Annotated in this window: 20 protein-coding genes; 9 read left to right on the top strand and 11 right to left on the bottom strand. The window is 68.9% G+C overall.

Annotated elements, in window-relative coordinates; translation table 11 throughout:
• Nucleotides 1-348 precede the first annotated feature (348 nt).
• Nucleotides 349-2,625, bottom strand: a complete 2,277-nt coding sequence (locus PFX91_RS13815) for a catalase (RefSeq protein WP_285731928.1) — start codon at nt 2,623-2,625, stop codon at nt 349-351.
• Nucleotides 2,626-2,980: 355 nt separating this feature from the next.
• On the opposite strand from PFX91_RS13815, the gene PFX91_RS13810 reads away from it, so the two are divergent.
• From PFX91_RS13810 to PFX91_RS13800, 3 genes are read left to right on the top strand one after another with little or no spacing between them, the layout of a single operon-like run.
• Entirely contained in the window at nt 2,981-3,430 is a 450-nt protein-coding gene (locus tag PFX91_RS13810) for a helix-turn-helix transcriptional regulator (RefSeq protein WP_285731927.1), read from the top strand.
• A 5-nt stretch (nt 3,431-3,435) separates the two neighbouring features.
• Complete coding sequence (locus tag PFX91_RS13805; RefSeq protein ID WP_285731926.1) at nt 3,436-3,846, top strand: VOC family protein; 411 nt, start codon at nt 3,436-3,438, stop codon at nt 3,844-3,846.
• A gap of 29 nt (nt 3,847-3,875) precedes the next feature.
• Nucleotides 3,876-6,272: an ATP-binding cassette domain-containing protein gene (locus PFX91_RS13800; protein ID WP_285731925.1), complete on the top strand. Its 2,397-nt coding sequence runs from the start codon at nt 3,876-3,878 to the stop codon at nt 6,270-6,272.
• A 553-nt stretch (nt 6,273-6,825) separates the two neighbouring features.
• Here PFX91_RS13800 and xynA read toward each other — a convergent pair.
• Complete coding sequence (xynA, locus tag PFX91_RS13795; RefSeq protein WP_285731924.1) at nt 6,826-7,842, bottom strand: endo-1,4-beta-xylanase XynA; 1,017 nt, start codon at nt 7,840-7,842, stop codon at nt 6,826-6,828.
• Nucleotides 7,843-8,234: 392 nt separating this feature from the next.
• On the opposite strand from xynA, the gene PFX91_RS13790 reads away from it, so the two are divergent.
• Together PFX91_RS13790 and PFX91_RS13785 are read left to right on the top strand one after the other, a co-directional pair.
• A complete protein-coding gene (locus tag PFX91_RS13790) occupies nt 8,235-8,378 on the top strand; it encodes a hypothetical protein (RefSeq protein WP_285731923.1) in 144 nt (47 codons plus the stop codon).
• Between the two features lie 9 nt (nt 8,379-8,387).
• Complete coding sequence (locus tag PFX91_RS13785) at nt 8,388-8,765, top strand: ankyrin repeat domain-containing protein (protein WP_285731922.1); 378 nt, start codon at nt 8,388-8,390, stop codon at nt 8,763-8,765.
• A gap of 85 nt (nt 8,766-8,850) precedes the next feature.
• Here the strand turns inward: PFX91_RS13785 and PFX91_RS13780 are convergent, their stop codons facing one another.
• Nucleotides 8,851-10,350, bottom strand: a complete 1,500-nt coding sequence (locus PFX91_RS13780) for a catalase (RefSeq protein WP_285731921.1) — start codon at nt 10,348-10,350, stop codon at nt 8,851-8,853.
• Between the two features lie 58 nt (nt 10,351-10,408).
• The gene (locus PFX91_RS13775) at nt 10,409-10,828 is read right to left on the bottom strand and encodes a Fur family transcriptional regulator (RefSeq protein ID WP_285731920.1); all 420 of its coding nucleotides are present in this window, start codon (nt 10,826-10,828) and stop codon (nt 10,409-10,411) included.
• A 168-nt stretch (nt 10,829-10,996) separates the two neighbouring features.
• On the opposite strand from PFX91_RS13775, the gene PFX91_RS13770 reads away from it, so the two are divergent.
• Nucleotides 10,997-11,173, top strand: coding sequence for a hypothetical protein (locus PFX91_RS13770; RefSeq protein ID WP_285731919.1), 177 nt, complete (start codon nt 10,997-10,999; stop codon nt 11,171-11,173).
• Here PFX91_RS13770 and PFX91_RS13765 read toward each other — a convergent pair.
• Nucleotides 11,145-12,602 carry an acyl-CoA synthetase gene (locus PFX91_RS13765; protein ID WP_285731918.1) on the bottom strand — a complete coding sequence of 486 codons (1,458 nt, stop codon included), beginning with the start codon at nt 12,600-12,602 and terminating at the stop codon, nt 11,145-11,147. The two genes, PFX91_RS13770 and PFX91_RS13765, sit on opposite strands and share 29 nt — an antisense overlap.
• 456 nt (nt 12,603-13,058) lie before the next feature.
• On the opposite strand from PFX91_RS13765, the gene PFX91_RS13760 reads away from it, so the two are divergent.
• The 3 genes from PFX91_RS13760 (at nt 13,059) to PFX91_RS13750 (ending at nt 16,315) form a co-directional block, all read left to right on the top strand.
• On the top strand, nt 13,059-13,910 hold the full coding sequence (locus tag PFX91_RS13760) for a poly(ethylene terephthalate) hydrolase family protein (protein WP_285731917.1): 852 nt from the start codon (nt 13,059-13,061) through the stop codon (nt 13,908-13,910).
• Nucleotides 13,911-14,490: 580 nt separating this feature from the next.
• Complete coding sequence (locus PFX91_RS13755; RefSeq protein ID WP_285731916.1) at nt 14,491-15,297, top strand: hypothetical protein; 807 nt, start codon at nt 14,491-14,493, stop codon at nt 15,295-15,297.
• A gap of 388 nt (nt 15,298-15,685) precedes the next feature.
• Complete coding sequence (locus tag PFX91_RS13750) at nt 15,686-16,315, top strand: DUF4352 domain-containing protein (protein WP_285731915.1); 630 nt, start codon at nt 15,686-15,688, stop codon at nt 16,313-16,315.
• Nucleotides 16,316-16,448: 133 nt separating this feature from the next.
• On the opposite strand, the gene PFX91_RS13745 is transcribed toward PFX91_RS13750, so the two are convergent.
• From PFX91_RS13745 to PFX91_RS13720, 6 genes are read right to left on the bottom strand one after another with little or no spacing between them, the layout of a single operon-like run.
• On the bottom strand, nt 16,449-17,393 hold the full coding sequence (locus tag PFX91_RS13745) for an ABC transporter permease (RefSeq protein ID WP_285731914.1): 945 nt from the start codon (nt 17,391-17,393) through the stop codon (nt 16,449-16,451).
• On the bottom strand, nt 17,390-18,316 hold the full coding sequence (locus PFX91_RS13740) for an ABC transporter permease (RefSeq protein ID WP_285731913.1): 927 nt from the start codon (nt 18,314-18,316) through the stop codon (nt 17,390-17,392). The genes PFX91_RS13745 and PFX91_RS13740 overlap by 4 nt, the downstream gene beginning before the upstream one ends.
• A 4-nt stretch (nt 18,317-18,320) precedes the next feature.
• Nucleotides 18,321-18,596: a hypothetical protein gene (locus PFX91_RS13735; protein ID WP_285731912.1), complete on the bottom strand. Its 276-nt coding sequence runs from the start codon at nt 18,594-18,596 to the stop codon at nt 18,321-18,323.
• Between the two features lie 2 nt (nt 18,597-18,598).
• Nucleotides 18,599-19,711: an ABC transporter ATP-binding protein gene (locus PFX91_RS13730; protein ID WP_285731911.1), complete on the bottom strand. Its 1,113-nt coding sequence runs from the start codon at nt 19,709-19,711 to the stop codon at nt 18,599-18,601.
• Nucleotides 19,708-20,721 (bottom strand): ABC transporter ATP-binding protein, encoded by a 1,014-nt coding sequence (locus tag PFX91_RS13725; RefSeq protein WP_285731910.1) that lies wholly within the window; start codon nt 20,719-20,721, stop codon nt 19,708-19,710. Before PFX91_RS13725 ends, PFX91_RS13730 begins: the two co-directional genes overlap by 4 nt.
• Complete coding sequence (locus PFX91_RS13720) at nt 20,718-21,800, bottom strand: class I SAM-dependent methyltransferase (RefSeq protein WP_285731909.1); 1,083 nt, start codon at nt 21,798-21,800, stop codon at nt 20,718-20,720. The genes PFX91_RS13725 and PFX91_RS13720 overlap by 4 nt, the downstream gene beginning before the upstream one ends.
• Between the last annotated feature and the right edge of the window lie 56 nt (nt 21,801-21,856).

Genomic DNA, 21,856 nt, shown 5'->3' with positions numbered 1-21,856 from the left:
TGTCGTATGGGGGAGGGGCGGGGCGTGGAGCCGGGGTCGACCCTTCCCGCCCGCGGTACGCAACGGTGGGACGGCGGTCCCACCTCGGTCCTACCGGCGAGTAACTTACGTGGGACAGCATAGGGCCGGACGGACCGTGGGCGGGATCGACCTGTGTCGACCGGCTGCGCCCCGGAGTGCGGAGGACGCGTGCGGACAGGCACGGATGCCAAGGAAGCCCCATTGAGGAGGCCGGGTCCGGCACGGATGTGGTGGACCCCTTGGCGTCGGCCGGATCCGGCCGACGCCAAGGGGTCTTCTCTTCTTCTCGCCCCGCGGTCCCACGGGCGGGTCGCCCGTAGCCCGTGGTCAGGCGTGGGCGGGGAAGCGTTCCCACACCCGGTGGTGGCCGAGCAGATCGGTGATCCGCCCCAGAACGTCACCGGCACCGTCACCGACGACGATGCCCGGGGCGTCGACGGGGATGCCCGCGGTGTCGAACACCTGGCGTGCGCCGCCCAGCGCCCCCAACGGTTTGGCGTGACGGTAGGCCTCGGTGAGCATGAGCAGGGCGCGCGGGTCGACGGGCGCCGGGGTGTTCCCGTTCCAGGCCTTGGCGTCGCGGGTGGCGAAGGCGTCCTCGCCCTGGGCGGGGACGCCCGCCAGGATCAGCGCGTCGAACTCGATGGACCGCCCTGTGGCGAAGCTGCGCTGCACCACGATGGGATCGTCTCCGTCCGCGCCGAGCCTGCCGCCGGCGGGCGCGATGACGAGCGGGACCATGTCGCCGTCGAAGATCTGCTCACGCAGGGCACGGACGGCGTCGAGGTCGGCGCCGTCGTCGGCGATGATGCCGATGATGCGGCCCTTGGTGGGCCACTTCCGGCCGATCTGGGAGATCGCGGCACTGGGCCGGACGGACGGGAGTTCGCGGGTGGCCTTGGGAGCCGGAAGCCCCAGGCCCTCGGCCACCTTCTCGCACAGGTAGGGGTCGATCTCGGCCAGCGCCCGCAAAGTGCGCTCCTTGATCGCGTTCTCGTAGCACCTGCCGAGTTCGAAGGTGAAGGCCGAGATGGTGTGCTCGCGTTCGACCGGCGAGAGACTGAGCCAGAAGAGCCGAGGCTGGGTGAAGTGGTCGGCGAAGGACTCGGGCGCCTGACGGACCTTCGTGGAAGCCTCGACCGGTGCGGGGACCTCGACGTACCCGCCCTCGTCGGCACTGGCGAAGAAGGGGCAACCGGCGTCCAGGCTGTTGGGCTTGTAGGGTGCGCCGCCCTTGTGCACGGCCGTCTGGTGCATGCCGTCGCGCAACATGTCGTTGACCGGTGTGTGCGGACGGTTGATCGGCAGTTGGGCGAAATTGGGTCCGCCCAGCCGTATGAGCTGGGTGTCGAGGTAGGAGAACAGCCTTCCGGCCAGCAGTGGATCGTCGGTGACGTCGATGCCGGGCACCAGGTGGCCGGGATGGAAGGCGACCTGCTCGGTCTCGGCGAAGAAGTTGGAGGTGTTGGCGTTGAGGGTGAGCAACCCGATCGGCTGTACCGGTGCCAGTTCCTCGGGGACGATCTTGGTCGAGTCCAGCAGATCGATGCCCTCGAAGGTCTGGTCCGGGGTGTCGGGGAAGGTCTGGATGCCCAGCTCCCACTCCGGGTAGGCGCCGGCCTCGATGGCGTCGGCCAGGTCACGGCGGTGGAAGTCGGGGTCCACGCCGTTGACGATCTGCGCCTCCTCCCACACCAGGGAGTGCACCCCGGCCTTGGGCTTCCAGTGGAACTTCGCCAGGGTCGTCTCACCCCGCTCGTTGATCAGCCGCCAGGTGTGGACCCCGAAGCCCTCCATGGTCCGGTAGGAGCGCGGGATGCCGCGGTCGGCCATGAACCAGATCGTGTGGTGCATCGCCTCGGTGTGCAGGGAGACGAAGTCCCAGAAGGTGTCGTGCGCGCTCTGCGCCTGGGGGATCTCCCGGTCGGGGTGTGGTTTGGCCGCGTGGATGACGTCGGGGAACTTGATGGCGTCCTGGATGAAGAACACCGGGATGTTGTTGGCGACCAGGTCGTACACGCCCTCGGAGGTGTAGAACTTGGTGGCGAAGCCGCGGGTGTCGCGGACGGTGTCCGCCGAACCTCGGGAGCCGACCACCGTGGAGAACCGTGTGAACACCGGGGTCTCCACGTCCTTGCGGAGGAAGGCCGCCTTCGTGACGTTGGTGGCCGTCCCGTAACCCCTGAAGACGCCGTGGGCCGCGGCCCCACGCGCGTGCACCACGCGTTCGGGGATGCGCTCGTGGTCGAAGTGCATGATCTTCTCCCGCAGGTGGTGGTCCTGCAGGAGCACCGGCCCTCGCGGCCCGGCCTTGAGCGAATGGTCGGAGTCGGGAAGTCGCGCGCCCTGGGCGGTGGTCAGGTAGGGGCCCTCCTGGGAGAAGGCCTCCGCGGATCCGCCGGTCGGCCGACCCGTGGCCGTGCGCGGGGCCGGACGGCCCTGGTCGGGTTTGGGCGGGAGCGGCTCCCTGGGCTCGGTCGGCTCCTCCAGAGGCGGTGCCTGGCCGGTCGGCCGGCCGGGGATGACCTCGGCGGACCCGTCTCCGTCCGACACCGCCTCGGTGACCTTGTCGACCGCCGCCTTGATCGGGTTGGACTCCTTCATGATGGTTTCCCTTCACGGATGCGTGTTCGCCGGCGCACGTCCAGCGGACGCGCCACCACGGCCCGACACTCGTGCCGGGCCGTCACGGCGTGCGACTACCCGACCCAGGACGATCGAAGCAGGAATGTTTCGGAGAGTGAGCATCCGTGTACCCGACTTGTGTCCGGCCCGCGTGCTGTCGGAGTACGGGCGTCGGAACGTCCACCGCTCAAAGGCGGGCCCGCCGGCGTCGGGGAGGCCCGTCCCGGAAGGACACCGGAGAGACGGTTTGCGACGCCGGGTGGGGTTTGGGGCGCCTTCCCCGCCCACCGCGACGACACTGTGAAATGTGGGTGCCACATGGCATCATCACCAGATGAGCAGTACGTTCGTCGAAGCCTCGTATCTTCGCGACCTGGCCCTGCTGCGTCGTGTCCGGGACCGGATCGACCGGGAGTACGCGCAGCCGCTGGACGTCGAGGCGCTCGCTCGTGGAGTGAACATGTCGGCCGGTCACCTCAGTCGCCGGTTCCGCGGCGCCTACGGCGAGTCTCCGTACTCCTACCTCATGACACGGCGCATCGAGCGCGCCATGGCCCTGCTGCGCCGCGGCGACCTCAGCGTCACCGAGGTCTGCTTCACGGTGGGCTGCTCCTCCCTGGGCACCTTCAGCACCCGCTTCACCGAACTGGTCGGCGTGCCGCCCAGCGTCTACCGTCGCCGGGCGGCACGCGCGACGGCGGGAATGCCGCCGTGCGTGGCCAAACAGATGACCAGACCGATCAGGAATCAAGAAGCGCGGATGCCCGAACCGCCTCTAGCGTGAGCGTCATGGACATCACCATTCACGCCGGATTCCTTCCGCACAACGACCCCGAGGCCTCTGTGGCCTTCTACCGCGACGCCCTGGGCTTCGAGGTCCGTAACGACGTCGGATACGACGGGATGCGCTGGATCACGGTCGGTCCCGTGGGCAAGCCGGACACCTCCATCGTCCTGACCCCGCCCGCCGCCGACCCCGGCATCACCGACGACGAGCGTCGCACCATCGCCGAGATGATGGCCAAGGGCACCTACGCCGGCCTCATCCTGGCCACCACCGACCTCGACGGGGTCTTCGAGAAAGTGGAGGCCGCCGGAGGCGAGGTCGTCCAGGAACCGGTCGACCAGCCCTACGGCGTGCGCGACTGTGCCTTCCGCGACCCCGCGGGGAACATGATCCGCATCCAGGAACAGCGCTGAGCCGGAGCCGCTCACGGACGGAGAGCACGATGAGCATCGACACGCGAGCGCGGGAGCGGGCATCCGCCCGGCACGTCGCCGACGGACACGACCTGATACGTGTGCACGGCGCCAGGGAGAACAACCTCAAGGACATCAGTGTCGAGATCCCCAAACGCCGACTGACGGTGTTCACCGGTGTGTCGGGGTCGGGGAAGAGCTCCCTGGTGTTCAACACCATCGCGGCGGAGTCGCAGCGGTTGGTCAACGAGACCTACAGCGCCTTCGTGCAGGGCTTCCTGCCGACGTTGGCACGCCCCGAGGTCGACGTGCTGGACGGGTTGACCAACGCGATCATCGTCGACCAGGAGCGGATAGGGGCCGACCCCCGCTCCACGGTCGGCACCGTGACCGACGCCAACGCGCTGCTGCGGATCGTCTTCAGCCGTGTGGGGCGGCCCCACATCGGCTCGCCCAACGCGTTCTCCTTCAACGTGCCCTCGGTGAAGGCCTCCGGCATGGTCAAGGTCGAACGCGGTGATCACAAGGCCGTGAAGCAGACCTTCACCCGTACCGGCGGCATGTGCACGCACTGCGAGGGCCTGGGCAGGGTCACCGACTTCGACCTCACCCGGCTCTTCGACGACTCCAGGTCCATCTCCGAGGGGGCGATCACCGTCCCCGGGTACAAAGCGGACGGCTGGACGGTGCGGCTCTTCGCCGCCTCGGGTTTCGTCGACCCCGACAAACCGATCCGCGACTACACCCCCAAGGAAAGGCACGACTTCCTCCACCGCGAGCCGACCAAGGTCAAGGTCGACGGGATCAACCTCACCTACGAGGGGTTGATCCCCAAGATCCGTAAGACCTTCCTGGCCAAGGACCGCGAGGCGATGCAGCCGCACATCCGGGCGTTCGTGGACCGGGCGGTCACCTTCACCGCCTGTCCCGAGTGCGAGGGCACCAGACTCAGCGAGGCGGCCCGCTCCTCACGGATCGACGGGGTCGACATCGCCCAGGCCTGCGCGATGCAGATCAGCGACCTGGCCGTGTGGGTCCGTGGCCTCGACGAGCCGTCGGTGGCGCCGTTGCTCGCGAAACTGGGGGAGACCCTGGACTCGTTCGTGGAGATCGGGTTGGGCTACCTCTCCCTGGACCGGTCCTCGGGGACGCTCTCCGGCGGCGAGGCCCAACGCACCAAGATGATCCGCCACCTGGGATCCTCGCTCACCGACACCACCTACGTCTTCGACGAACCCACCATCGGCCTGCACCCCCACGACGTGCGGCGGATGAACGACCTGCTGTTGCGGCTACGGGACAAGGGCAACACGGTGCTGGTCGTGGAGCACGAACCGGAGACGATCGCGATCGCCGACCACGTCGTGGACCTGGGGCCCGGCGCCGGGTCGGAGGGCGGCGTCGTCTGTTTCGAGGGCACGGTGGAGGAGCTGAGGGGCAGCGGCACCCTCACCGGCCGCCACCTCGACGACCGGACGGGGCTCAAGCCCAAGGTGCGGACGCCGAGCGGCGTACTGGAGATCCGCGGGGCCGACTCCCACAACCTGAAGAACGTGGACGTGGACATCCCGCTCGGCGTGCTCACCGTGGTCACCGGCGTGGCGGGTTCGGGCAAGAGCTCGCTCCTGCGGGAGGTGCCGACCGACGCGGGTGTGGTCTCGATCGACCAGAGCGCGATCCGCGGCTCGCGGCGCAGCAACCCGGCGACCTACACCGGGCTGCTCGACCCGGTCCGTAAGGCCTTCGCCAAGGCCAACGGTGTGAAGCCGGGGTTGTTCAGCGCCAACTCCGACGGGGCGTGTCCCGCCTGCAACGGTGCCGGCGTCGTCTACACCGACCTGGCGATGATGGCCGGAGCCGCCACCACCTGCGAGGAGTGCGGCGGCAGACGGTTCCAGGCGGAGGTGCTGGAGTACCTCCTCGGCGGCCCTGACGACGGCAGGAACATCAGCGAGGTCCTGGCGATGTCGGTGGTGGAGGCGCACGGCTTCTTCGGCGGTGAGGGAACGAAGGTGCCCGCGGCGGCGCGGATCCTGCGGCGGTTGGAGGAGGTCGGGCTCGGCTACCTCAGGATCGGCCAGCCGCTGACCACCCTGTCGGGAGGCGAACGGCAACGGCTCAAACTGGCCACGCACATGGCCGAGAAGGGCGGGGTCTACGTCCTCGACGAGCCGACCGCGGGCCTGCACCCCGCCGACGTCGAACAACTCCTGGGTCTGCTCGACCGGCTCGTGGACTCGGGAACGTCGGTCGTCGTCATCGAGCACCACCAGGCGGTCATGGCGCACGCCGACCACATCATCGACCTGGGCCCCGGTGCCGGTCACGACGGTGGTCGGGTCGTCTTCGAGGGAACGCCCGCCGACCTCGTCCTCTCCCGTTCCACCCTCACCGGGGAGCACCTGGCGGACTACGTGGGCGCCTGACAGGGGTGGGTCCTCCCCAGCGGGGACGGGCCCACGCCTGACACCCGCGACGTGGTGGGGTACGACCGGGAACGGTTTCTTTCTCCCCCCACCATGATCTACGGTATAAAGGTGGCGTTTTGTGCGTACTCCAACAGAAAAGCTCCTCTATCGCAGAACACTCGGTGCACCATGAACCCGTACACCTACGGGTTCCGACGACCGGAAGCGCGATGGCCCCTGTGCCCGTCGGGTCGGAGATTCCCGGGCGGTCTCACGTTCTGGCCGGGGGTACCGGAGAAGCGGTCCGTGACGAGTCTCCCCTCGTGCGCGCTGCGATAGAACCGCATCCGCCCACCATCTGATCGGCCGAACGGACCCCAGGACGCGGGGACACGGCACCGCGTGTCAGCCCGAGGTAGCGCCTCCACGCCGTTCATGGCGCGAGCGCGCCAGGCGGTGGGCGCCTTGCCACGGTTCCCCGACGGCGGCGCCGCCCGACCCGGGCACGGGTGTGGCGCGGCGGCTTGAGGCCGCCGCGCCCTTCAGGTGCGGTGTCACCCGTGGTCAGGGATCAGTTCGCGCTACAGGAGACGGTAGGCCAGGTCCAGTTGCCGTTGTGCTTGACGGTGACACCCCAGTTGTTGCCGTTGCCGTTGGGGCGGGCGGTCAACACCTGGGAGCTGGGCCAGTTGGCACTGATGTTCCAGGTGGCGATGATCTCAGCGGGTTGGGGGACGTTCATCGTCACGGTCCAGTTGTTGGAGCCGGACACCGAGACGTTGAGGTTGTAGCGGTCGTTCCACTGCTGGCCGGCGGAGAGGGTCGCGGTGCAACCGCCCGGGTTCCCGGGATCGGGGTTTCCGCCGCCACCACCGCCACCACCGCCACCGGAGGAGCCGACCGTGATGTTGGAGTTGCCGCTGCTCTGGTAACCCTCGGTCGCCATGATCATGTAGTCGTGGCTGCCCAGGTTCATCCCGGCGCGGGCCCAGGCGTCGAAGTGGTTGCCGGAGGTGATGGTTCCGCCGGTCCGCTTGGACTGTCGGACGCTCCAGTACTGGGGGAAGGTCGCGGTGCCCTCGATGGAGGGGGCGTTGTAGCGCATCGTTCGGTAGATGTCGTAGGTGCCGCCGTCGCTGGTGACCGTGCCCATGAAGTCTCCCGTAGGCCGGTAGGTGCCCCAGTTGTCGACGACGTAGTACTCCACGAGTGGGTTCCGGGTCCACCCGTAGAGGGTCAGGTAGGCGTTGCCGGACGGGTTGAAGGTGCCCGAGTAGGTCACGGCCCTGCGTCCGCCGGTGGCCCAACCCTTGCCGGCGACGAAGTTGCCGGTGTTGCTCCAGGAGGTGCTGTAGTTGCCGCCGGAGCCCATCTGCATGGAGACCGTGCCGGGGCTGTCGGTCCAGAACGAGTAGAAGTAGCCGCCGTGGTTGCCGGTCTGGTTGGAGTTGACGGTCTGGGCGGCGGCGACGCCGGGCAGCAGCGCCATGGCCGTGACCATCGCAACCGCGACCGCGCAGACACGTCCGAGGAACTGTCCGGCGCGGCCGCGTACGCGGTTCCGGGGTCGTGTGGAGGAGTGGTTCATGTGTGTGCTTCCTCTGTAAGAGGACCGATGGGGGGTGGTGCGACCTGAGGGGGTGGTCCCGGAGCGGAAGCCGTCCCGGACTCGGGTCGCGGTGGGTGACACACGCTGACAGCGGGTGAGTGCTGTCGGTGCTGACAGTGTCCATCCGGCACCTCATGTTGTCAATAATCTTCCGGAAAATTCCGGACGCAGATGTGCGGGAGTGTGGCGGCGGCGGAGCGACATGCCTGCTATCCGCCTTGTGCACAGGGGCATTCGCTACCTGGCAGCGTGTCTTCCGGAAAGATTTCGGAGAGCGTGAAGGGAAAGTACCGAGTAGTGGACACGGGGCCGGCCTGATTCGGCGCGGCTCCGCGAACGGGCCCGCCCTCGGCCGGAGGTGGCAGAACCGCATGCCCTTCGCAGTGGCGGTGGACCGCGCCGCGGTGCCGTTACGAGAGCGCGGGTCCGCTGTCCCGCCCAAGGTCGACGGCCACGGCGCGGCGGACCGCCCCGCCGTCTCGGCGAGCGTGCTCGACGCGGGGCGGCGCTTCTAGCATGGGTCCATGAACGAACTCTCACCAGAGCAGACCGGCCGCGTCATCGCCCTGGCCATGGACCTCGCCCGGGAAGGGCGTACCGAGGAGCTGTTGGAGTTCCTCGACCACGGTCTGCCCGTGGACACCCGTGACGAGCAGGGCAACAGCCTGGTGATGCTCGCCGCCTACCACGGGCAGGAGGAGACGGTGCGCGCGCTGGTCGAGCGCGGGGCCGACGTGGACCTGCGCAACGATCGGGACCAGACCCCTGTGGCCGGTGCGCTCTTCAAGGGGGAGGAGGCGGTCGTGGCGATGCTCGTCGCCGCGGGCGCCGACCTCGACGCGGGCACGCCCAGCGCCCGTGCCACGGCCCAGATGTTCGGTCGCGCCCACCTGCTGCCCTGAGCCGGTTCCCGAAAAGGGCCGAGCCGACGCGGCGGGGCCGCGTCGGCTCGGTGGATCAGGTCCGGGTCAGGCCGTCAGGCACTGCTCAGACGCTGTCGGAGTTGGGGTCGGTCGAGGAGACCTTGCCCGCCTGGAGGGCCTCGATGGCCTTGCGCACACCCTCACCGTAGGCCGGGTCGGCCTTGGTGCAGTTGCTGATGTGGCGCTCGATGGTGGCCTGGGAGGCGCCGTCGATCGCGCGCGCGGTGTTCTCGAACAGTCGCTGCTGCTCGTCCGCGTTCATCAGGCGGAACAGGTCGCCCGGCTGCTGGAAGTAGTTGTCGTCGTCCTCGCGGTAGTCGAACCGGTCGGCGCTGGCGCCCACGCCCAGTGCGGGCTCGGCGTAGGCGGGCTGCTCCTGCCAACGGCCGTAGGAGTTGGGTTCGATCCCCGGGACGCCGCCCTGGTTACCGTCCACGCGCATGGCACCGTCGCGGTGGTAGGTGTTGACCAGCTTGGCGCCACGCGGGTAGTTCACCGGGATCTGGTGGTGGTTGACGCCCACACGGTAGCGAGCGGCGTCACCGTAGGAGAACAGACGACCCTGGAGCATGCGGTCGGGGGAGACGCCGACGCCCGGGACCAGGTTGGCCGGGGTGAAGGCGGCCTGCTCCACGTCCGCGAAGTAGTTCTCCGGGTTGCGGTTGAGCTCGAACTCGCCGACCGGGATGAGCGGGTAGTCCTTCTTGGACCAGACCTTGGTGAGGTCGAAGGGGTGGAAGCGGTAGTCCGCGGCCTCCGCCTCGGGCATGATCTGGACGTACATCGTCCACTTGGGGTAGTCGCCCCGCTCGATGGCCTCGAACAGGTCGCGCTGGGAGGACTCGCGGTCCTCGGCGATGACCTTGGCGGCCTCCTCGTCGGTGAGGTTCTTGATGCCCTGCTGGGTGCGGAAGTGGAACTTGACCCAGAAGCGCTCGCCCGCCTCGTTGAGGAAGGAGAAGGTGTGCGAGCCGAAGCCGTGCATGTGGCGGTAGCCGGCCGGGATGCCACGGTCGGACATCACGATGGTGACCTGGTGCAGGGACTCGGGGAGGTTGGTCCAAAAGTCCCAGTTGTTCTCCGCGGAGCGCATGTTGGTGCGCGGGTCGCGCTTGACGGCGCGGTTGAGGTCGGGGAACTTCAGCGGGTCGCGGAAGAAGAACACCGGGGTGTTGTTGCCGACGACGTCCCAGTTGCCCTCTTCGGTGTAGAAGCGCAGGGCGAAACCGCGGATGTCGCGCTCGGCGTCGGCGGCGCCACGCTCGCCGGCGACGGTGGAGAAGCGGGCGAACATCTCGGTCTTCTTGCCGACCTCGGAGAAGATCGCGGCCTTGGTGTACTTGGTGATGTCGTGGGTGACGGTGAAGGTACCGAAGGCGCCGGAACCCTTGGCGTGCATGCGACGCTCGGGGATGACCTCACGGTCGAAGTGCGCGAGCTTCTCCAGGAACCACAGGTCCTGGAGCAGCATCGGCCCGCGGGGGCCTGCCGTCAGGCTGTCCTGGTTGTTGGCGACGGGGGCGCCGCCGGCGGTGGTCAGCGGTTTGGTGTTGTCCTGCGTCATCGATTCCTCGTCCTGAGATGGGATCTTTGTGGTGCCGTGGTGAGGACACCGGCTGCCGTCAGCGCTTCTGGCAGTCGGGGCAGATGCCCCAGTAGGTGACCTCGACCTCGTCTATGGCGAAACCGTGGTCTTGGGAGCCCGTCATGCAGGGGGCCGAGCCGGTCGCACAGTCCACGTCGGCGATCGCGCCGCAGCCGCGGCAGACCACGTGGTGGTGGTTGTCGCCCACGCGCCGTTCGTAGCGGGCGGGTGAGCCCTCCGGTTCGATCCGCCTGATGAGTCCGGAGTCGGTCAGGGCCTTGAGCACGTCGTACACCGCTTGGGTGGACACTGCACCGAGCTCGTCGCGGACGACCTGGAGAACGGTGCCGGCATCGGCGTGGGGGTGGGCCCCGACCGCATCCAGGACCGCGACCCGTGGTCGTGTCACGCGCAACGAGGCATTCCGGAGAAGGGCCTCGGTCTCCGTTTGGTGCATGCCCCCATTAAAGCAGCTTTTCTGGAATGATTCCAATCAAGGGGGTCGTGGGCCCCTCGACGCGGGGATGCGGAACGTGCGGACGCCCGGTGGAGGCCGGATCTCCCGTGCCGTAGGGTCTTCAGTCCACAGGGACCATACGCGGCACGGTGAGGAGAGGGACCGGACATGGCCAAGAAGAAGAGCAAGTCGGGTCGGCGCACCGGGCGCGGCAAGGGCGCCAACGAGATCCATCGAGGGCCCACCCGGGACCCCGGCCCCACCGCGAACGTCGGCTGTTACTTCATGCTCGTGGCGATGCTGGTCATCGGACTGGTCATCGTGCTGCTGGAGGTGTTCGGCTGACGGGTCGGGGACGGTGTTCGCACGCCCCTGGACCGTCGGCGCCCTCCAACAGCTTCTTCTGCACCTTGCCCATCGCGTTACGCGGCAACTCGCGCACCACGCGCACCTCACGCGGGCGTTTGTGCGCCGACAGGCGTCGGGCCACGAAGTCGATGACGGACTCGGGGCGGATGTCCTCGCCCACCAGGTAGGCCACGATCCGCTGGCCGAGGTCGTCGTCGGCCTCGCCCACCACCGCCGCCTCGACCACCGAGGGGTGGCCGAGCAGGGCCGCCTCGACCTCGCCGGCGCCCACGCGGTGACCACCGGTCTTGATCATGTCCACCGACATCCGCCCCACGATCCGGTGCAGGCCCTCGGGATCGCGCACCGCCGCGTCGCCCGTACGGAACCAGCCGTCCTCGGTCCAGGACTCGGCGGTGGCCCGCGGCAGACCGAGATAGCCCTCGAACAGGGTGGCACCGCGCACCTGCAACTCGCCGATGCTCCGACCGTCGTCGGGGACGGGCCGGCCGTGCTCGTCCCGAAGCCGCGTCGTGACCCCGGGCAGCGCCGTGCCCACCCAGCCGGTACGTCGCGCCGCGTCGGCGCGCGCGGCCACGGTGATCAGCGTCTCGGTCATCCCGTACCGCTCCACGGGGCTGTGCCCGGCCGTCTTGCGCAGTGCCTCGGCCACCGTGTCGGGCAGTGGGGCACTGCCGGACACCAACAGACGCGCTCGGGCCAGGGCGCGTGCGCTGTCGGGATCGCGGGCGATGCGCGACCACACGGTCGGCACACCGAAGAACAGGCTTCCTGAGGGGCGGGCCCCGGCCGCGGCGGCGTAGGCGGCGGGGGAGGGCCGCACGGTGTGCAGGAGGGGGCTGCCCACGCGAAGGGCGCCCAGTACCCCCAGCACCAGGCCGTGCACGTGGAACAGGGGCAGGCCGTGCACCAACACGTCCTCAGGCGTCCAGTCCCAGGCGTCGACGAGCGCGTCCAGGTCGGCGGCCACCGCACGGCGTGAGATGACCGCGCCCTTGGGCGGGCCGGTGGTCCCGGAGGTGTACATGATCAACGCGGTGGCGTCGGGGGAGGGTTCGGGCAGGGTGAACGGGGAACGTGCGGAGGGGTCCACGGGCACGTGCGGCAGATCGACCCCCTCCTGAGGGGGACCCAGCCACAGGGCGGCGCCGGAGTCGCGCACGATGTGGCGGCGCTCGTCGATCCCCGCGTCGGCGGGGACCGGGACCACGGGCACCCCGGCCGACAGAGCGCCCACGACCGCGACGACCGTGGACAGGTCGGGGGCGCCGTGCACCGCCACGGCGCGGGCCCCGTGGATCCGGGAGGCCACGGCGGCGGCCGCGGACCACAGTCCCTCGCGGTCGATCTCCTCCCGCCCCACCCGCACCGCGAGTTCCTGGTCCGTGTCAGAGCCCAACAGCATCCCGTGCTCCCTCCGCCGCCGACCGGTCGCGAGCCAGTACACCACAGGGCGTGGTGTGCGGGCATGGGGCGGTGGTCCCGTGGCCGTCCTTTCCGGCGTCGCCGTGGGCGACGGTGAAGGTCCGACCCCGTCCGCCGCGTCGACGGTGTCCCTTCACGGCTCCAACGAGAACACACACCAAAGGGTGGAGAAGCGCGGGTTTCGGGAGGAGGGTCGCTCACTTTCTCGGCGAGCACACGCCGCATCCGGTGTGGACGCAGGAGTGCGATTGTCGCCCATGCGTGTTCTCACGGATGTGGAGAATGAGAAATCGGAGAAAATGCGCGGGCATCCGTAGAATCACGGGTCCTTCGTGAGGGTGTGTTGACAGCGGTTTCCCGGTGGCGAATATTCGGGGTTCAGCGCGCTGGAAGAGATCTCCCGCTGTGTTCAGCACACCCCCTGAGGAGTCGGAATATGGGATCACCGAGTTTGATCCGTCGGGCTTCGGCCGCACTGTTCGGCCTGCTCATGGCGGCCACCGTCCTTCCCGCTTCGCCGGCGTCGGCCGACACCGTGGAGACCATGGGCGGGTCGGGGCCCTATGACGCCGAGTACGTGACCACCCTGCGCCTGCGTGACCACACGATCTACCGTCCCGTCGACCTTCCCCGGGACGAGAAGTTGCCGATCGTGGCCTGGGGCAACGGCGCCTGCCGCGCCGACGGGACGTGGTTCGAGAACATCCTCACCGAGTTCGCCTCGCACGGCTTCCTGGTGATCGCCAACGGACGCCCCGGAGGAAGGGGCAGTACCGACGCCGACATGCTCATCGAGGCCGTCGACTGGGCGATCGCGGAGAATAGCCGTCTGTTGAGCCCTTACCGGGGCAGGCTCGACACCGGCAAGATCGCCGTGATGGGGCAGTCCTGCGGAGGGCTGGAGACCTACGAGGTGGCCGACGACCCCCGGATCACCACCACCGTGCTGTGGAACAGCGGCATGCTGAACGACCGTGACAACCACCAGCTCGACCGGTTGCACGCCCCCATCGCCTACTTCACCGGCGGCCCCGGCGACATCGCCTACGCCAACGCCGTGGACGACTACGGTCGACTGCCCCAAGGCCTGCCCGCCTTCATCGGGCACCTGGATGTGGGACACTTCGGCACCTTCGCCGAGCCCAACGGCGGCGAGTACGGGCGTGTGGGCACCGCGTGGCTGAAGTGGCAGCTCAAGGGCGATCCGCAGGCCCGCCGGGAGTTCGTCGGCGAGGACTGTGGCCTGTGCTCCACCGCATGGGACATCGACAGCAAGAACCTGTCGTAGGCGGAAGGCCGGTGACACCGGCCTTCTCTGCGCCTCGGGCGGTCGCCGGCACACGGCCGTCCGGGGCGCCCGTCCGTGTGCGGGCGCCCCGGTCGAGACCCCGGGGGGAGGCCGGTTCTCGACGTCGCTCGCCGTGACGGCCGAAAGTCCGGACTCTCGCGGAGCCTGGACCGGGTCCACCACGGGGCGGCCGTCTTCCTCGGAGATCCGAGGCCTTCGGAACTCCACGCTCACCGGCCGGAAAAGGACGTCCTCGTCGAAATCCTCCGTTCTTGGAAAGTCGAGGACAGTTCTGGGTTCGATGCCCTCGCCCCGGCATTATGCGAGGCGACGTAGAAAGCGCGGACCGAAACCGTCGGACGACGTTCTTCGAACGCCTTCCTCGTTCTTTTCGGCTGCGAGGACCACGCGGTGGAGGACCGGCAGCGGCATGGATCGGTTCTCCCGTTCCCGGGGAAGGGGAGGCTGCGGGCTTTTCCACCGGTACGCCGTTTCACCGAGGTTTGACCGATGCGCGCACGCTCCCCACGGGACCACACTCACGAGGACGGTTCACGCTCCCGCGACGAAAGGAACGAACGTGAGCAACCCTCCGTTGCGCGTCTACGACATCATGGCCTGCGACGTCTACTGGGACTTCGAGGGAACGTCGCTGCCCAAGGAGCAGCACAAGTTCCTGGTCTCCTTCTATCCCACCCCGGGGGTGCCGACGCCAGACCTGGTCGAGTCGATCACCGCGCGCGGCCCCGGCGGGTACGAGGTGGAATTCACCAACCAGGTCTTCACCCCCGCCAACACCGACGGCCACATCTACGACCGGACCCTGGACTACTACTGGTACATGGTCAACCTGCCCACGGGGTTCCTCGCCGAGGGCGAGTACACGATCGAGGTGCGCGGTACCGACGGCAGCGTGCAGACCCGTTCGCGTCACCAGGACGGCGAGGTCTCACGGCGGTTCGTGGAGCACTACACCTCGCGGCGTGAGGAGTTGAAGGCCTCCTTCACCCCCTCCGGTGGGCAGGAGATCGACGGCGTTCCCGAGGTGGGCGAGCTGTTCTGCTCCTGGCAGACCCTGGACCAGAGCGGCGGCCCCGACGCCTACTACATCCACCGGCTGTCCAAGGGCTCCTCGGCCCGAGAGTTCGACACCCAGAACCTGACCTGGTGGGACAACATCTTCATCCAGCGGCGGCGCGGGCACGACCACGCCGGACTCAACAGGGGCGAGGTGCAGGTCGGAGCCGGGTTACAGGAGCGGACGGCCTACGCCTACTTCGTCGAGATCACCGACGCCAACGTCCAGGGTGAGACGAACATCTGCATCTTCCAGCCGCACCAGGTGTTCCGGACCCCCGCCGTGGGGAGCGCGGCCACAGCCACCTGAGCCACGTCGACGTGAGACACCGGCCGGGCAGGAGAACTCCTGTCCGGCCGGTGTCGTCGTTTCGAGCGGTCCTTCGTCGGGCGGTCGCCACGGGTCCGCCCTCGTCCGGGTCCTTTTCGCTCCCTCCTTGCGCGTGCGTGCCGTCCAGGAGGCCTCTTGGTGACTTCACAGTTGTGAATGAATCGATCTTCTGCGTGTGGTTGCCCATGTTCACAATATCTGTGTACTGTGTGAGTGCCTCAGGAGTTCCGTAGGTCCTCTGGGGCGAAGGAAGGCGTGTGCATCCGCCTCTCCTTCTCTGTGTCCTCGCCCGCCGGGGGCTCCTTCCACCGCCGGCGCGTCTCGGCGGTGTCCCCACCGCCTCTTCACACCCAGACCGGAGCACACCGTGACCCAGCCCCAGCAGCCTCACCCCGGCGACTCCCAGCAGCCCCCCTACGGTCGGCCCATGCCGCCCGCCTCCCCGCGACCAGGCATGTCCACGGGCAAGAAGTTCGGCCTGGGATGCGGAGGTCTCCTCCTCGTCCTTTTCCTGTTCGGCGGGTGCGTGGCCGCCGTCTCGGGAGGCGACCTCGACGACGGCCCTCCGGAGCCGACCACCGCACGGGAGGGGACGGAGCAGGAGGAGAAGGTCGAGGAGGCCGCGGCGGAGGACACGGAGGAGGCGGCCCCCGAGGAGGAACAGGACGTCGTCGTCACCGCCGAGGCCGTCGAGTTCACACCGAGCATCCTCTATGACGGTGGAGACTTCACCAGTGTGTACGTCACCGTCGAGAACAACGGCGACGAGAACGTCGACGTCAACCCGCTCTACTTCTCGATCGTGGCCGACGACGGCACCAAGAAGGACACCACGAGCGGCCTGGGAGAGGCGGAGGACCAGATCGCCACGATGACCCTGAGCCCGGGCCAGCGGGCCGAGGGCGTGGTCACCGCCGAGGGGGATTTCACCCCCGCGAGCGTGGAGTTCGGCGGGCCCTTCGGGATGGGGCGGACCTACACCGCCGAGGTCGGATAGACGGGCGGCCCGGACGGGGGCCGCTCACAGGCGGACCGCGGGTCGGTGGGAGTGGGACCGACCCGCGGTCCGCTTCGGGCGGGGACCGGATCGACGCGTGGGGCCGTTCCGGGCCGGTGCCCTCGCCCCGGTCCTACGTCAACTCGGGGTCGTTCTCGGTCAGGGAACGCAGCGCGGGGTTGAACGCGTCACGCAGGGCGTCGCCCAACAGGTTGAACGCGATGACGACCAGTGTGATCCCCACTCCGGGGAACACGGCCGCCCACCAGGCCAGACGCAGGGTCTTCTGCGCGTCGGCGAGCATGCTGCCCAGCGAGAACCCCGGAGGCTGCACGCCCAGGCCCAACAGGCTGAGCGAACTCTCGACCAGGATCAGCGTGCCCACGCTCGTGGACCACAGGATGATGACGGGCCCCAGGACGTTGGGGGTGATGTGGCGCACCAGGATCCTGACCGGGGAGGCACCGGTGGTGCGGGCCGCGGTGACGAAGTCCAGCCGCTTGGTCTGCTGCACCAGGGACACGATGGTCCGTGCGTAGTTGGTCCATCCCCAGAACGCCAGCACCAGCATCAGCAGGACGACGCTGGGCCCGGCGAACGCGGCCAGGGCGATGCCCACGGCCGCGAAGGGCACCGCGAACTGGATGTCGGCCATCCGCATGAGGAATCCACCGACGAAACGCTCGTAGTAACCCGCGAGAAGACCCAGGGTCAGGCCGATGAGCGCGGTCGCGGTGGCGGTCAGGAACCCGATGAGCAGGCTCAGACGCAGTCCGACCAGGATGCGGCTGAACACGTCCCGGCCCAACGGGTCGGTTCCCAACAGGTGGCCGCCCTCACCGCCCAGCCAGGACGGGGGTTCGTTCGTCCGACTCAGGATCTGGGCGGTGGGGTTGTGCGTGATGAGCAGTTCCGCGCAACAGGCCACCAATATCAGGGCGGCGATCATCAGGGCGGCGATCCTGCCCATGGGCGCGGCCCAGACCCTGCCCAGGATCTCCTTGGTCCGGGACGTGCTGCGGGGGGTGGGGGCCGCCCCGGCCGCCGCGGCGTTCTGTGTGCTTGCCGTGCTGTTCAATGTGCCGCCTTCGTCCGTAGCCGCGGATCGACCGCTCTGACGATGGTGTCCATGAGGATGTTCATCAAGGTGATCAGTACCGCGAGGCAGAACACGCTCGCCTGGATCATCGGGAAGTCCCGGTTGGACACGCTTCCGACCAGGAGGGCGCCCAGACCGTTGTAGTTGAGCAGGGGCTCGAGGATGAGCAGGGCGCTGAACATGAGGGAGAACTGGATGCCCAACCATGCCAGGACCGGCGGCAGCGCGGTGGGCAGGGCGTGCAGGAGCAGCACCCTGGCCGGACTGATGCCCTTGGACCGGGCGGTGGCGACGTGTCCCTCGGTGAAGGCGTCCAGCAGTTGGCCGCGTGTCAGACGACTCAGGGTGGCCAGTCCGTAGATGCTCAGCGCGATCCAGGGGATGACCAGGGCGGAGAAGTCGGCGTTGCCGGTGGCGGGCAGCCATTGCAGGTTGATGGCGAAGACCAGCACGAGCAGCATCGCGAGCCAGAAGTAGGGGATGCCGTCGAACAGGAACGTCACGACCATCAGGGAACGGCCCGAGAGACGGGTGGGCCGCAGCGCCGCGAAGATGCCGATGGAGAGCGCGCCCACCAACGAGATGATCAGCGGGGGGAGCACGATCCACAGGCTCGGCCCCAAACGCGCGAACACCATCTCGGCGGCGGGCAGACCGAACATGAACGACTGCCCGAAGTCGAGCGTGAAGTTGGCCAGGATCGTGTTCAGGTACTGCACGGCCAAGGGCTGGTCCAGACCGAACCTGGCCCGAGTGGCCTCGACGACCTCGGGACTGGCGTCGGCGGGCACCAGCAGGGTCGCGGCGTCCCCGGAGAGACGCACCAGGGCGAACAGCAGCGTGGAGACGCCGATCGCGACGAAGACGACCAAGGCGAGTCGTCGGAGGAGATGGACGAGCATGTTCCTACCCCTCACCGGCCCGTGAGGCGGCGTCGAACACCCGGGTCAGGAAGCGTTCGCGTTCCCGGGCGAGCCGCTCGGCGGCCTCGCCCCGAGGCTGGGTGCTCTCGATGTCCTCACGGGTGAGACCGCCGCGCTCGTCGAGGAGCTGTTCGATCACGGTGAGCCTGTCACGCATCACCCACAGCTCTGAGGCCAGTTCCATGGTGATGGCGAAGAGCGCGTCCATGTGCTGCGGTCGGGTCAGGTACACGGCGTCGTCTTTGGCGAAGCCTGGCATGGTTACTTCTCCTCGCTGGTGCGCGATACGGGACCCACGGACACCGGGTGTGACGGTGCGGAGACGGACGGGGCGTCGGTGAAGGTGAGGCCGACCGGCTCCGGACGCACCCCCGAGGCCGACCCGTCGAGTCGCAACTCGCCGGGGTAGTGACAGGCCACGGAACGGCCCGGGGCGGCCTCGCGCAGGGCGGGGGCCTCCGACGCGCAACGTTCGCGCGCGATCGGGCAACGAGTGCGGAACACACAGCCCGAGGGAGGCGACATCGGTGAGGGGATCTCCCCCGAGGGGACGATGCGGTGTTCGCGCTCCTGGTGCATCGAGGCGAGCACCGCGGAGTAGGGGTGCAGCGGTTCGGTGAACAGGGATTCGGCGGGGGAGACCTCCATGAGTCTGCCCAGGTACATCACCGCGACACGGTGGCTGATGTGGCGGACCAGCGCCAGGTCGTGCGTGATGAACAGGTAGGCCAGCCCCAGTTCCCTTTGCAGGTCGCCCAGGAGGTTGACGATCTGGGCCTGCACGGACACGTCCAGGGACGCGGTCGGCTCGTCGGCGATGATCAGCGAGGGATCGGTGATCAAGGCGCGGGCGATGCCGATCCGTTGGCGCTGCCCCCCGGAGAGTTCCTGGGGGTAGCGCTGGGCCATGGACATGTCGAGTCCGACCATCTCCAGCATCCGGGCGACCCGGTCACGACGCAGAGCGGTGTTGCCGAAGCCGTGCACCACCAGCGGTTCGGTGAGGGTGTCCTCCAACCTCAGGTAGGGGTTGAGCGAGGTCGAGGGGTTCTGGAAGACCATGGACATCCGGCGTCGCACGTCATGACGGAGACGGGAGCCGGAGCTGGCGGTGATGTCGCGGCCCTCGAACTCGACCGTTCCCGAGGTGGGCCGGTACAGACGGATGAGGGTGCGACCCACGGTGGTCTTCCCGCTGCCGGACTCGCCCACCAGGCCCAGGGTCTCGCCCCGGCCGATCTCCAGGGAGACCCCGTCCACGGCCCTGAGGACCTTGCGGGAACGGCCGAAGCCGCCCATGGGGAAGTGTTTGGTCAGTTCGTGGGCGCGCAGGACGGGCTCGTCGCCCGTACCGTCCCGGTGGTCAGCGCTCATCCCGAGGTCCTTTCCGTCGATCGTGCGCTCTGCGCGGTGACACGCACACACGAGGAGTGCCGGCCCGGCAGGTCCGACACCGGTACCGGTGTGAGCGGCGCGGCATCGCACACGTCACGCCGGTGCTCGCAACGCGGCGCGAACGGGCATCCGGTGATGACGGCCAGCGGGGAGGGCGGCCTGCCCTCGATCGCCCGCAGCCGTTCCCCCGGGTGCCGACCCGGAGCGGCCTGCAACAACGACCACGTGTAGGGGTGCTCCGGTCGGGCCATGACCTGCTGGGTGGGGCCCTCCTCGGAGACCGCGCCCGCGTACATCACGACCAGTTTGTCGGCGACGTCGGCGATGACGTCGAGGTCGTGGGTGGCCAGGACGATGGAGATCCCCAGGTCCCGGTTGAGCTCCTGGAGGAGTTCGAGGATCTGGGCCTGGGTGGTGACGTCGAGGGCGGTGGTGGGCTCGTCGCACAACAGGAGCGAGGGCGAGGCCACCAGCGCCATCGCGATCACCACGCGCTGGAGCTGCCCGCCCGAGACCTGGTGCGGGTAGGAGCGCAGTCGTGCCCCCGGGTCGGGGATCCCGACTCGGGCGAGCGTGTCGCCGGCCAGGTCGCGTGCGGCGTCCTTGGACAGGGAGGGGTCCGCGGCGCGGGCCGACTCCACCAACTGGCGTCCGATCGAGTGCATGGGGTGCAGGGCCCGCCAGGGGTCCTGGAAGACCATCCTGGCGGTGCGCGCGCGGAACTCGCGCAGCCGGCGCCCCCGGAGGGGGGCGATGTCCTGGCCGTCGACCAGGATGGAGCCGTTGGTCTGCGCTCCGGGCGCCAAGAGCCGCAGCACGGCCAGCAGCGCGGTGGACTTGCCCGACCCCGACTCCCCGGCCAGGGCGACGATCTCGCCGCGGCCCACGGAGAAGGAGACGTCCCGCAGGATCTGGGCGGTGCCGCTCGCGGTGCGCAGCCGCACGCTCACCCGCTCAAGACGGAGGATGTCATCCGTAGCGGTGTTCACGGTCGCTCCTGTTCGGGCTTGCGGGCCAGGGTGACCCAGGGGTAGGACTCCCTGCCCAGGGCCTCCTGGCGCACGTCGACGAACCCCGCCTCCCGGGCGACCTCGGTCAGGTCGAGGGTGGCGGCGGTCCGCCACCAGGGTTCGTGGCCGTTCTCGGCGTCCCAGTCGTCGTACCAGGCCTGGTAGGGGCTGCGGAGGTGGTAGGGAGCCACGTCGGAGAAGACGAGGTCGCCTCCCGGACGCAGCAGACGCAGGGCCTCGGCGAAGACCTTGCGGATGGCGTGCGGCGGGATCTCGTGGAGCAGGATGAAGGACGTCACCAGGTCGAAGCCCTCGTCGGGCAGACCGGTGTCCTCGGCGGGGGCCCGCACCAGGTCCCACTCCAGGCCGGCCTCGGCGGCGCGGCGCTGGGCGTAGCGCAGCTCCGACAGGGACAGATCCACCCCGGTGACGCGGGCGTCGGGGTAGGTCTGGGCGAGTTTCATGGTGAACTGTCCGGTTCCACAGCCCAGGTCGCAGATGTCGGTGTAGTCCTGGCGGGGGGCGAGCCGGGCCACGGCGGCGCGCTGGCCGAAGATGTCGCCGGGGAAGGAGGGGACCAACAGGTAGCGGTAGACCAGTTCGTGGTGGACGAACCCCATGTGCTCGTGGCCGTCCCACCCACCGGCGGTTCCGTGGAACTCGTAGCGCCAGTAGCGGGGGACCGCCTCCTCACCGCGGTCGGTGATCGCCTCGGCCCGGGGCGGGACGGCCTTGGCCGTCAGCTCCTCGCTCCGCTCCTCGAAGGCGTCGATCGCGCGGGGGGTCAGAACGGAGCGGTTCCACCGCAGGGCCGCGCCGATGAGTCCCAGGTCGGTGTCCTCGGCCAGTTCCTCGTCGACGGCCGCGCGCAACCGCTCGATGTCGCCGGAGCCCTCGGCCAGGGCGGTCCCCTTCTCCAGACGTTCACGCAGGCGTGCCTGCACCGGCTTCAGGCCGGCACGCATGGCCTGGAGGAACTGCATCTCGGACCGGCCGCGCTGTGCCAGTTCGACGTCGGCACGCATCCCGTCGGGAACGGCGGGCTGTGCGGTGGTCATGGTCACTCCTTGGGATCGGGGCCGACGGGACCCGGGGCGCGTGTGCTCGGCCTGGC

Origin of the sequence: Nocardiopsis sp. ATB16-24 (assembly GCF_030271535.1) — a bacterium.
Lineage (GTDB): Bacteria > Actinomycetota > Actinomycetes > Streptosporangiales > Streptosporangiaceae > Nocardiopsis.
The sequence above is the reverse complement of the archived record's forward strand: the minus strand, read 5'-3'. Positions and strand labels throughout refer to the sequence as shown.

Bases quoted from the DNA above. Each gene is read 5' to 3' on its own strand.
- PFX91_RS13815 (WP_285731928.1), bottom strand. From the start codon at position 2,625: ATGAAGGAGTCCAACCCGATCAAGGCGGCGGTCGACAAGGTCACCGAG.
- PFX91_RS13810 (WP_285731927.1), top strand. From the start codon at position 2,981: ATGAGCAGTACGTTCGTCGAAGCCTCGTATCTTCGCGACCTGGCCCTG.
- PFX91_RS13805 (WP_285731926.1), top strand. From the start codon at position 3,436: ATGGACATCACCATTCACGCCGGATTCCTTCCGCACAACGACCCCGAG.
- PFX91_RS13800 (WP_285731925.1), top strand. From the start codon at position 3,876: ATGAGCATCGACACGCGAGCGCGGGAGCGGGCATCCGCCCGGCACGTC.
- xynA (WP_285731924.1), bottom strand. From the start codon at position 7,842: ATGAACCACTCCTCCACACGACCCCGGAACCGCGTACGCGGCCGCGCC.
- PFX91_RS13790 (WP_285731923.1), top strand. From the start codon at position 8,235: ATGCCCTTCGCAGTGGCGGTGGACCGCGCCGCGGTGCCGTTACGAGAG.
- PFX91_RS13785 (WP_285731922.1), top strand. From the start codon at position 8,388: ATGAACGAACTCTCACCAGAGCAGACCGGCCGCGTCATCGCCCTGGCC.
- PFX91_RS13780 (WP_285731921.1), bottom strand. From the start codon at position 10,350: ATGACGCAGGACAACACCAAACCGCTGACCACCGCCGGCGGCGCCCCC.
- PFX91_RS13775 (WP_285731920.1), bottom strand. From the start codon at position 10,828: ATGCACCAAACGGAGACCGAGGCCCTTCTCCGGAATGCCTCGTTGCGC.
- PFX91_RS13770 (WP_285731919.1), top strand. From the start codon at position 10,997: ATGGCCAAGAAGAAGAGCAAGTCGGGTCGGCGCACCGGGCGCGGCAAG.
- PFX91_RS13765 (WP_285731918.1), bottom strand. From the start codon at position 12,602: ATGCTGTTGGGCTCTGACACGGACCAGGAACTCGCGGTGCGGGTGGGG.
- PFX91_RS13760 (WP_285731917.1), top strand. From the start codon at position 13,059: ATGGGATCACCGAGTTTGATCCGTCGGGCTTCGGCCGCACTGTTCGGC.
- PFX91_RS13740 (WP_285731913.1), bottom strand. From the start codon at position 18,316: ATGCTCGTCCATCTCCTCCGACGACTCGCCTTGGTCGTCTTCGTCGCG.
- PFX91_RS13735 (WP_285731912.1), bottom strand. From the start codon at position 18,596: ATGCCAGGCTTCGCCAAAGACGACGCCGTGTACCTGACCCGACCGCAG.
- PFX91_RS13730 (WP_285731911.1), bottom strand. From the start codon at position 19,711: ATGAGCGCTGACCACCGGGACGGTACGGGCGACGAGCCCGTCCTGCGC.
- PFX91_RS13720 (WP_285731909.1), bottom strand. From the start codon at position 21,800: ATGACCACCGCACAGCCCGCCGTTCCCGACGGGATGCGTGCCGACGTC.